The sequence below is a fragment of the Acetobacter zythi genome (assembly GCF_963921165.1).
In the GTDB taxonomy this organism is placed as follows: Bacteria; Pseudomonadota; Alphaproteobacteria; order Acetobacterales; family Acetobacteraceae; genus Acetobacter.
On record NZ_CAWUEO010000006.1, the window covers coordinates 20,044 to 30,724 of the forward strand.

At 55.0% G+C, this 10,681-nt stretch carries 6 protein-coding genes and 4 pseudogenes; 8 read left to right on the forward strand and 2 right to left on the reverse strand.

Features of this window, described 5'->3' with window-relative positions; all coding sequences use genetic code 11:
- Nucleotides 1-240 precede the first annotated feature (240 nt).
- The 7 genes and pseudogenes from AABE20_RS05035 to AABE20_RS05065 all read left to right on the forward strand — a co-directional run bounded on the left by AABE20_RS05035 (nt 241) and on the right by AABE20_RS05065 (nt 9,289).
- Nucleotides 241-1,869, forward strand: coding sequence for a TolC family protein (locus AABE20_RS05035; RefSeq protein WP_338332108.1), 1,629 nt, complete (start codon nt 241-243; stop codon nt 1,867-1,869).
- A 140-nt stretch (nt 1,870-2,009) separates the two neighbouring features.
- On the forward strand, nt 2,010-2,924 hold the full coding sequence (locus AABE20_RS05040; RefSeq protein ID WP_338332109.1) for an efflux RND transporter periplasmic adaptor subunit: 915 nt from the start codon (nt 2,010-2,012) through the stop codon (nt 2,922-2,924).
- 4 nt (nt 2,925-2,928) lie between these two features.
- A complete protein-coding gene (locus AABE20_RS05045) occupies nt 2,929-4,278 on the forward strand; it encodes an efflux RND transporter periplasmic adaptor subunit (RefSeq protein WP_338332110.1) in 1,350 nt (449 codons plus the stop codon).
- The gene (locus AABE20_RS05050; RefSeq protein WP_338332111.1) at nt 4,263-6,389 is read left to right on the forward strand and encodes a hypothetical protein; all 2,127 of its coding nucleotides are present in this window, start codon (nt 4,263-4,265) and stop codon (nt 6,387-6,389) included. The genes AABE20_RS05045 and AABE20_RS05050 overlap by 16 nt, the downstream gene beginning before the upstream one ends.
- Nucleotides 6,390-6,665: 276 nt before the next feature.
- Nucleotides 6,666-6,782 (forward strand): annotated as a pseudogene (locus AABE20_RS05055) (aldehyde dehydrogenase family protein); the annotation flags it as partial.
- Between the two features lie 992 nt (nt 6,783-7,774).
- Nucleotides 7,775-8,085 (forward strand): annotated as a pseudogene (locus tag AABE20_RS05060) (transposase family protein); the annotation flags it as partial.
- A gap of 55 nt (nt 8,086-8,140) precedes the next feature.
- The gene (locus AABE20_RS05065) at nt 8,141-9,289 is read left to right on the forward strand and encodes an alginate lyase family protein (protein WP_338332115.1); all 1,149 of its coding nucleotides are present in this window, start codon (nt 8,141-8,143) and stop codon (nt 9,287-9,289) included.
- A 204-nt stretch (nt 9,290-9,493) separates the two neighbouring features.
- On the opposite strand, the gene AABE20_RS05070 is transcribed toward AABE20_RS05065, so the two are convergent.
- A complete protein-coding gene (locus AABE20_RS05070; protein WP_338332112.1) occupies nt 9,494-9,856 on the reverse strand; it encodes a site-specific integrase in 363 nt (120 codons plus the stop codon).
- A 64-nt stretch (nt 9,857-9,920) separates the two neighbouring features.
- Nucleotides 9,921-10,349 (reverse strand): annotated as a pseudogene (locus AABE20_RS05075) (class I SAM-dependent methyltransferase); the annotation flags it as partial.
- Here AABE20_RS05075 and AABE20_RS05080 point away from each other — a divergent pair.
- A pseudogene (locus tag AABE20_RS05080) lies at nt 10,348-10,506 on the forward strand (hypothetical protein); the annotation flags it as partial. The pseudogenes AABE20_RS05075 and AABE20_RS05080 overlap by 2 nt on opposite strands.
- Nucleotides 10,507-10,681 lie beyond the last annotated feature (175 nt).

Below are 10,681 nucleotides of genomic sequence, written 5' to 3' on the forward strand. Positions count from 1 at the left end.
ATTCTGATCAATTGTTCATTTTATGTATGAATTTATACTGCAAAATCATGGTTTTGATCAGAAACAATTGTTTGGTTTAACCTAGAAAATTAAGATTAGTTTAATTATGACATTGACGCAATAGTGATCAATAAGGCAATAGTGCGGCTTCTGCTTTTATCTTCGCTGCACATGCGCCGCACCGGGCGGCTTATCACAACAAATTTTATGTCGTTTCATACAGAGCGGTTTATTTGAAAAATGACTAGATATAGCCCCCCGCACACACGATCCTGCACAATTCTGTCCTCCATGGCGGTCGCACTTCTTTTTTTCACCTCAGCCTGTGGTGTCCGCCCCAAACCCCTGACACTGAGTGACCATATTGCCCGCGCAGATGCCGACCGCGCTGCGGTGGAAGCTCATTATGTGCCGCTTAAAGGCGACCTGACCCTTGGCACCGCAATCGCACGGGCACTCAAATACAATTATGATTCACAGCTCGCCAAACTTGAAATCACGCAGCAGGAAAAACAGGTCGATCTATCGCTTATGCAAATGCTGCCTCATCTGGCAGCCGATGCAGGCTATACACAGCGCAGCAACAACAACGCGGCGGAAAGTATTGACTGGTTCAGCAACCAGCGTTCGTTGGATTACTCCTATTCCGAACAACGCGCGCATGGCGCGGGTGATATCAGTTTTTCATGGAATGTCATGGATGCGGGGATCAGCTATTTTTCCGCGCGCCAGCAGGCTTACCGCGCCCTTGTCGCCGTAGAGCGGCGCAGGCGCGCCATTAATGATCTGGTCAAATCTGTTACCACCACCTACTGGGAGGCCGCAGCCGGGCAGGTCATGCTGCCGCGTCTGGAACCGATTATCAAATCGGCGGAAACCATGCTGGCCGCCTCGCATAATGCTGCAACCGACCATCTGCAATCCCCTTTGCAACTCCTTGATTACCAGCAGAACATTATCCAGATTCTGGGCGATCTGCGCCGCATTCGTGATGAACTGGTCAGTGCGCGCATACAGCTTGCCTCTTTTATAGATGTACCGCAGGACATGCCCCTGCACCTGACAACCCTGCCACAAACCGTGCAGCCCATTGCCAGCCTGGATACAGCAAAGCTTGAACGCGTAGGCCTGATCATGCGGCCAGAACTGCGCATGGAAGTTTACCAGCAAAAAATTGCCCGGCAGGATGTGTACAAAGAAATCCTGAAAATGATGCCCGGCATTGGTGCAATCGGTAACGGGAACTTTGATTCCAACGCCCTGCTTTACCATAACATCTGGGGGCAGATTGGTGTGCGCGGCACCATTAACCTGATTAATCTTATTCAGGGACCGCAGGCGATTGCGGTTGCCAAAAGCAGTGTGCAGATTTCGGAAATACGCCGTATGGCTCTGAGCATTGCAGTTCTGACTCAGATCAACCTGAGCGTACAGAAATACCGTACTGCACTCGATGGCCTACAAACCGCGCGTGAGATCAACACAGTCAGTCTGGATATGGAACGTCTGGCCGATGTGGCTGCAAGTGCAGGCGCACAGTCCGAAGGCGACCGGGTGCGCCACCAGATGGCCGCGTTGCTAGGCCAGCTTTCCTACAGCCGTGCTCTGGCGCAAACACATCAGGCACTCGCCAATATCTATGCTTCGATCGGGGTCGACCTTGTGCCTGCTACGGCAGACATTCAGGATCTTGATCATCTGACCGCTCAGGTGGAACACTCCATAGCCGGATGGCAGGCGGGTAAGCTGCCCGATATCCATCTGGCGGAAGGTACCGCAGGGGCAGACCCAAAAACACCCGCCACAAACGCCCCGGCGGAGCAGCCCTTGGCAATGGACCAAACGTCCACCCCACCTATGCCGGGCTAAAAACTCCCTCACGGTCAAATCAGGCGGGCGTGCTGGCGCGCTCCCTGCTTTGATGGTCTTAAACCCTGCATGCCAAACCGTTAGCCCCATGAGGGCATTTTTGAAAAACGGCTTGCTTTAGCTTAGTGTTTGGAACTCTGGTGGCTATAAATTTTTTCACCCACTTGCTTGCTGTTTCGGCCGTCTCAGGCTTTTTCCTGTCCTCGGCGCAGGCAACAGAAACCGGGCCGGACACATCCTCCGCTCCAGCCCTGCCCGCTCAGGTTGTATCACCCTTTGTGCCGTCTACGGCTCCCGCACAGGGTATGAATACCTCCCCGCCAGCCGAGCTGAGTGCCCCCCCAATACCGGCTCCCCCCCTCCAACCAGCCTTTGCGCCATCTTCTCCCAATGCGGTGGAAGACCGCCCTGCTGTGCAGATAACAGCCCCCACAAACACCCAGATCAGTGCGGGTATGGCGGGACAGTTGGTAGAATTCCCTTTCCAAGATGGCGACAGGTTTCAGACAGGGGATGTGCTGGCGCGCTTTCAGTGTTCCCAGCAGGAAGCCACTCTTGCCCACGCCAGAGCGGAATATGTCAAACACCGTGGGTTGCTGGACGTACAAACACGCATGAAGGCACTTGGCCAATGGAGTGTCTCGGACCTGCATTCGGCCGCAGCCGACCTGCAGGCTGCCAATGCAGACCTTAAAATGGCTCTGGCTGTTGTGGCGCAATGCACAATAGAAGCGCCGTTTAACGGACGTGTGTCCAACCTGATGGTGCATAACTATCAGTATCTTTCCCCCGGCACACCCATGCTTGAGATTTTGGATGATTCAGCGCTTGAATTATCAATGCTCGTCTCCTCCATAACATTACGGCACCTCCAGCCCGGTGCTACGTTTCAGGTCTGGATTCATGAGACGGACCATACGTACGATGTCAAGGTCACCCGCGTTTCGGGCAAAGTGGACCCTGTTAGCAAAACTGTAAAAATTTACGCGCAACTTGTGCAGCCCGCCCCAGACCTTTTGCCCGGCATGACTGGCAGCGCCATTCTGAAAAACTAGGAGGGTGAACACGCCTCCCCCTCCCGGTCATGCCAACATGGCGCAAGATGTCCGCCAAGCTGACCTGCTCCGCCTGTCTGGTGTTCTGGAACTATGCGCAAGGCTTGGCTCCTGCCCTGCGGATGAGCTGGATTTTGTCCTGCTCAACGAAACATCCGCACTACTGCGTTACAGCCAGATGGCTATCTACGACACAACACCGGGCTGCGTAAAAGGTGTTTCAGGTGTCGCTGTTTTTGAATCCTCTGCGCCCTATGTGCACTGGCTTAACGCCGTTTTCAAACATATGGGGCCTACACAGGACACCCCGCGCGCACTCTCCCCCACCGATCTGCCCGAACCTCTGGCCCAGCAATGGCCACAATGGCTGGCAGCATCCGCCGTGCTACTCCCCCTGACCTGTCGGCAGGGCAACATAGGCCAAGTTCTTGTTGCGCGCGATGATGTCTGGACAACTGCCGAAGTGCGCCTTCTGGGCATTATCTGCGACAGCTACACGCAGGCGCGGGTTCTGGCAGCCTTACCCCGCGTATCCATCTCTCCGCACCATACCAGACGGAAGTGGATGCTGGGCGCTGGTGCGCTACTGCTCGCTCTAGCGCTTTTTCCCATTCACTCATGGGTTCTTGCCCCGGCCGAGGTGGTGCCGGTCAATCCCGTTTATGTGCGCGCCCCTTTTGCCGGAATTGTACGCCAGATTAACGTCCCGCCCAACGGCACAATTACGGCAGGAGCAAGCATTGTAGAGCTTGAGCGTGGCGAACTGCAAAGCCAATATCAGGTTGCCAGCAAAGCATGGCAGGTCGCCCGCACAGAATATGATGAGGCCGCACAGGCCGGAATTTCCGACCCCAAAGCACGTGCACAGGCCGCACAGCTACGCGGGCGCATTGACGAGCAGATTGCCCAAATGCGTTATCAGGCCGAACAGTTACAAAAAACATCCATTCCAGCACTTATAACAGGGCTTGCGTTATATAATGACCCATCGGAATGGGTTGGGCGGCCGGTAGAAGCCGGGGAGCGTATTCTCATGGTGGCGCCGGCCCTGTCCCACCGGATTGAAATCCACCTACCCGTAACGGAAATCGGCCATTTTGAAACAGGTTCCGCAGTGCGGTTTTTTGATAACGTACACCCTGACCAACCTGTGGATGGGCACCTGATATTTGCCTCCTACAGTTCCAGCCTTACGCCTACGGGCACACTAGCCTACACATTGCGCGCCGACATGGCGCGGGACATGCGCATGGGCCTTAACGGCACAGCACGCATTTACGGACCACGCCATATGCTGATCGTATGGGCGCTACGCAAACCACTGGGGGTTCTGCGGCAATGGATGTCGTTCTGAACCCCCAAGCCACACCCCCTCAGCCATGGCCTGCCCTGCGCGATGATCTGGAGTTGCTGCGGGGGCCAGTTTTTGCCGGTGTTCCCACATGGACCCTCTATGACCCGGCACGGCACCGCTATATCCGCCTGGGCTGGATGGAAATGGAAGTTCTCCAGCGCTGGCAACTGGCCGATGCCTCCGCCATTGCGGCCGATATTACCGCGAGCACCCCACTACGCCCAACTGCGCAGGATGTTTTGTCCATGCTTGCTTTTGCGCGCCGTGCAGAGTTGACCACAGCAAGCCAGGCATCCGACAGCGCACATCTGGCCGCACGGGCCAAACCTTCAGGAGCGCTCAAGTGGGTGTTGCACCACTATCTGTTTTTTCGCATACGCCTCTGTAACCCCGACCGTTTTCTGGGCCGTTGCGTGCCCTTTCTATCTTGGATATTTACACGTCGCTTTTGCCTATTTCTGGCAGCACTTGTTCTGTGCTCCGCATTGCTGATTGGACAGCAATGGGCAACATTCAGCCAGGAATTTGCCCGGCTCCTTACCCCCGAAGGCGCACTAGGAGTCGCCTGCGCGCTGGCATTGAGCAAAATTATTCATGAATTCGGCCACGGAATTGCCGCCCGATTTTACGGATGCCGGGTTCCTGCAATGGGGGTCGCATTTCTTGTACTCTGGCCCGTACTTTGGACAGATACAACAGATGCCTGGCGCCTCCGCCGTACGCGTGAAAGGCTGATCATAGACTGCGCTGGCATGGTGGCAGAAATTACACTGGCAGCCTGCGCATCCATACTATGGAGTATTCTGCCCGATGGCTCCTTGCGCGATGGTGTTTTTACACTCTGCAGTTCCACATGGATATTGACCCTTTCGGTCAACCTTAGTCCGCTCATGCGGTTTGATGGCTATTATATTCTTTCCGATATGCTCGGAATTCCCAATTTACAGGAACGTGCTTTTGCCTGGACACGCTGGAAAACCAGACGATTCCTGTTTGGCAACAACAGCGCCCCGCCCGAACCCTTCTCCCCCGCACGGGGCCGTATGCTCCTTGCCTATAGTTTTGCAAGCTGGACCTACCGTTTTTTCCTCTTCACGGGTATTGCACTGGTTGTCTATCACGCCGTGTTTCGCGCATTGGGGCTTATGCTCATGGGCATTGAGCTGTGGGTTTTTCTCGCCCGTCCCATTCTCAGCGAAGGAAAAGAGTGGTTTAGGCAAATGTATTCCAACCACAGCAATTGGCGTGCCCGCACAACGGCCATAGCCGTAGTGCTGTCCGGGCTACTTATGGCCATACCATGGGCTGGCAGATTGCATGCCCCAGCCTTGTTCCGCGCAACCGAACAGGCAGAAATTTACACGAACGATGCAGGCACCGCCACATTTGTACCGCATGAGGGCATGCATTTTGCCAAAGGGCAGATCATTCTGGCATTACGCTCGCCTGAACTCGAACATGACGCCGCCGTTGCATCTGCCCGGCTTGTATCCCTCAATGCCAGTCTATCAGGGCGTGTTTTTGACCCCACACAGAACATGGCGCTCAATGACACCATAGACCAGATCGCCCGGCAGGCAGCAGAGCAGGCCCGTGTGCAAACAGCCATATCCTTTTTGCAAATACCAGCTCCTTTTACTGGTACTCTGGTCGATGTCCCACCCGACCTGCATGTGGGAGATACCCTGCATCATCATGAAAAAATCGGTACGTTACTGAGCCAAAATGGCGCTGTTATCGAAGCCTATATTGGTGAGCAGGATATGGACCGGTTTACAATTGGAGCGGACGCAACGTTTTACCCCTCCTCAACTTTTCTGGCACCCGTGCAGGCGCGTGTTACGGCCATTTCAGCCGCCTCACTCCCCGAACTGGACTCACCCGAATTGGCATCGGCCTATGGGGGGCATGTTCAGGTGCACAAAACACAGGAGGCTCATCTGCAACCCGACCACGCGACCTACAGAGTGAGCCTGCACCCCGAAACCGCTCCCTCAGACCTGCCCCAGCGAACCACGGGCATTGTCTGTATCCACAGCAGTCCCTTATCCACAATTTTACGCATCTATCGCAAAACCATAGCTGTTTTCATGGGAGAAGCAGGTTTTTAAGAATGGATTTATAACGGTTTTGTACCGCTCAGAACATGCTTATGCCAGCCTTGCCGCGAAAGAGAGAGGGTTGATACCGCCCAGATATGACCAAGCCTTCACAGCGGGACATTTCCCATGAAAACGAAGCCAATATGGACTGCATCAACGATGACCGACCAGGCCGCGTGTGCCAACAACACGCTCCAGAACGCTACTCGAATCAAGTTTCTCGATCTGGTCGCCGAACTTGAACCGCTCGAAGATGCGTCGTGCCGTATCGGAAAATCCGTTGATACAGCCGCAGCCCCTGAACTGCCTTTTGGCGGGATCAAGAATTCAGGCTTTGGACGTGAACTCTCTTTTCTTGGTATCGAGGAATTCATCAATCGTAAGCTGATCCGCGTTGCCTGAACGTAGGCGAACGCTGTTTCCTGCTCCGGAAAAATCCTTTCCGGGGCAGAAAAGGACTACTCGTAAAGTTCATTACCGCCTGCAGATCAAGTGATACTGGGGAATGGTATATGTCTGCTTTGCGAACCGTACTATTAGACCCTGTTAGGTATTGAAGATTGTCCCTCTATCTCGGGCATGACGGAAAGCAATACGGCGCAGATTTTCAGCGACGAAGCCTGGGTGGTTTGGGAACCGCTGATCGAAGCGGTGCGCCCGCGTGGCAAGACGCCGCTTCATTCCTCGCTATCCTTCCCCTCGCCGCAGCCGCCGATTGGATCAAGATCGAACAGAATCTAGACTTTATCCTGCAAAGTTATGTAAAAGGCATTATACAAAAGAGATTCTCTGGATATCAGGAATCGTGATTGCGAAATTCATTATCTTCGGGGTTTTATCAGGTTCGCAGCTTCGCTCTTTTAAAGACTTGATGGACTGATTTTAACCCGTCAATGATGAGTATATGCTGCACGTGCTCTTTGTTGAGGACGCAGGCATTATAAAGAAAGATACTGCAAAGCATGCACCATATCAGACACAACCTTGTCGTCTGCACGTTCGGGTGTGTCCTGATGATGGGCTGCTCTCACTCACAGCCGAAAGATGCCGACACGGTTTGCGCGCTCCCTGCCACACACCCGGACAGTCACGGTCATATCTTGACCACTGTTGGAACTGAGCTGGGTCATCTGGCACCTATGGCGCTCTCAGCCATACCTGGCATGAATGGAATAGGTGGCCAGGCGGCGGGCATGGGGATGCAACAGGTCACGAACCGTTTTGGCATGGACCATTCCCGCGAGATGGTCAGCAATGTCCCCCTTCACGCGGAAGAGAACGAAAACCTCGACCGACGCACGATACCATCCGCTCCCTGCCAAGCGAAAAAAACCGTACAACCAGAGGTTAAAAGTCAGGACATTAAATTTTCTGAAGAAAAGTAAATCCATATAATAGCAGGGATTTTGTGGCGCCATAAGAATGGCGCGAAATGGCAGAGCATCCCCGCTGAACTGGCCCCGTGGTGGCGAGCGGTACAGCTTTTCATCCGCAGGGCAAAACTCGACGTATGGGAACGCCTGCCCGAACGGGTTCAGGAACAACACGGAATGGCGTTCGGAATGACTTTTCTGGATGGCACAAACATCAGGACTCATCACAAAGCGGCGAAAGCCCCAAAAGAGGGGCGTCTTTCGAAGAGCGAGGCCATCGTGAAGCACTTGGCTGCTCTCGCGGAGGCTATGCTCGACAACCTTCCGCCATTCCCCTGTGGGCATCAGGAGTCAATCATGAGAACAGCGTGCACCCTTGCCTTGGGCATGGCAGTTATCCTGCTCGATGCCGGGTGGTCCCGCACAGCTTGCGCAAGGGACTTTATCCATCCAGGCGCGCTCGATTCCACAGCCGATTTCCATAGGATGGCACAGACAGTTCACGACGGAACACAACCCCAAGCCTTGGACTTCCAGAAATTACGAACGAATCATCATGACGCTCCCGGGTACACACCTCGCCCGGTCACAGATATCGTCCGGGGCCAGATTCCTCCTCCCGAAAAGCAGAACTATGCACTCCTGTTCAATGACGCGGCTGCCGCCTATGCTCTGGCGCTGGACTGGCGGGTCAGCGGGGATGGGTCGCGCGGCGCAGCGGCTGCCCGCATACTGAACGCCTGGGCAGACATGCTTCAGCATATTGGCGGATCCTCCGACCGCTTTCTGGCATCAGGTCTCTATGGTTATCAACTCGCCGTAGCAGCGGAGACGTTGCGCGGCTTCCCCGGATGGTCGAAAACGGACCAAGAAAAACTCAGCAATATGTTGCTGCGTATTTTCGTGCCGATGAACCAGGATTTTCTGGTGCGGCATAACAACACGAAGATAGATCATTACTGGGCAAACTGGGATCTGGCGAATATCGCCTCGCTCATGGCAATCGGCGTATTCGCTGATCGGCGCGACCTCTACGAAACCGGGCGTGACTACTATCTGCACGGGAAAGGCAACGGCGCAATCAGCCATGCCGCATGGAAGACCTACCCCGGCGGCCTGGCCCAGTGGCAGGAGAGCGGTCGGGACCAAGGGCACACACTGCTTGGCATCGGACTGGCTGGCGTTATCTGCCAGATCGCATGGACTCAGGGCGACGATCTCTTCGCGGCGGAAGACAACCGGCTTCTGGCTGCAGCCCGCTATGTCGCACGCTATAATCTGGGACAGGACGTGCCTTATACGCCTTACCGTAACAGCGATACATTCCAGCCAGTCATCTCGGACAAGGCGCGTGGTCTCTCCCGTCCCGTCTGGGCGCTGCTCTACGCCCATTATGTGCAGGAAAAACATCTCGCGGCACCGGAGATCGTCGCCATGCTCCAAAGGGAAGGCGTGGAAGGAGGTGGGGGCGATTATGGTCCCAACAGTGGTGGCTTCGACATCCTCGGCTACGGCACTCTGGTCTTCACGCGTTGAGGTCTAAATCGCGTTCTTTACGTTCTGTTGTGACCCTACTGCTGTCATCTGCCCTATCCCTGTTCATGCCAATGAGCGCAGGACTTTAACCCTGCAGAGGCCGTTGAAGCCCCAGGGGCACCGCTACCGGCCCGTTCAAGGGAGAAGATTCCCCTCCCCTGACGTGTCTCCCGTCCCGTGCATAGTCGGCTTGGGAAAACATACTCATTCACGCAGCTGCCACGACGTTCCAGCCGCGCCCGCACGCTTTCGCGCGTTGTTTTTATAGTTTCGAACTGTACAGGTCGCCGGGTTTTCTGCTGGACGACCATGGGCTCGATGACGCACCTGACCGCTGGCAACGATGTCACCGATACGTAGGCTGACAAGATTACAGCCTCTGAGCTTGCTATCAAGCGCAAGATCAAACAGAGCCTTGTCTTTGATACGCGGCTCGCTCCCAAGCCAGAACCGAATAGCCCAGACGTACTTTTCTTTGAGCGCCCGCTGGGCGCCAACCATTTTTCCTGCATTCCAGGGCACGGACGCCTTCAGCGTAGGTGATGGAAAATGTGTTTTCTTCTCCATGATACTTTCTCCTGATTAGGCTGACGCCACATCACGCTATGCCCCACGACAATCGTGAACCCGATTACAATGGTGCCACCTGAAAACTGCTGACGTCTATCATGAAGCTGCCATCCGCTTCGATCCCGAAATAGCACGTGATATCGTCTGGCGCGGCCTGTTGCAGGGAACGGATGGCCGCGACCCGCTCCGGAGGAGTTTTCGTTCGCGCCACCCAGCTTTTGAAATCCATACGCAGACGATGCGTCCCGATGGTCTGAAGAACGAACCCCGACTGTCCCAGCAAGGTCGCCCATTCGGCTACTCTATAATTCCGAATATGCGAGATGTCGCGCAACAGTTCCATCGACTGAAGCCAGCTATCCAGCAGGGCGGAAGGAGGAGCTGTCACATCAATGAACAAAGCCATCCCTGATGGGGCCAGCACACGTCGTGCCTCCCGCAGACCTGCCAGCGCATCAGACCAGTGATGGGTCGTAAAGCGGCAGAAGATGCCCGGTCAGACGCCCCAGCAGGCTCTGGAAACCCTGACATGGGAAGCGGCCGCACGCACCTATCCCGAGGAGATTCCGGACGAGGTTCGCAAAAGCCTGTACCACGAACTCGCCCTGATCGGGCGCATGGAATACGCGCCCTATTTCCTGACTGTTACTGGCGGACGTCGGGAACCGATCCTCCGCAGACACCACAGCCAGCATAGACTCTGGCAGTGAGCGCCTCGTCGTCCGATCGCGCAATTACCACTGAACAAAGGGTCATCCAGCAGGAATCACGTTATCGTGATAATGCCACGTTTTAAGCACTAACTACGCTGCGCTTTCACTC

Coding starts and splice junctions, on each gene's coding strand:
- AABE20_RS05035 (WP_338332108.1), top strand. CDS start 241: ATGACTAGATATAGCCCCCCGCACACACGATCCTGCACAATTCTGTCC.
- AABE20_RS05050 (WP_338332111.1), top strand. CDS start 4,263: ATGGATGTCGTTCTGAACCCCCAAGCCACACCCCCTCAGCCATGGCCT.
- AABE20_RS05065 (WP_338332115.1), top strand. CDS start 8,141: ATGGCAGTTATCCTGCTCGATGCCGGGTGGTCCCGCACAGCTTGCGCA.
- AABE20_RS05070 (WP_338332112.1), bottom strand. CDS start 9,856: ATGGAGAAGAAAACACATTTTCCATCACCTACGCTGAAGGCGTCCGTG.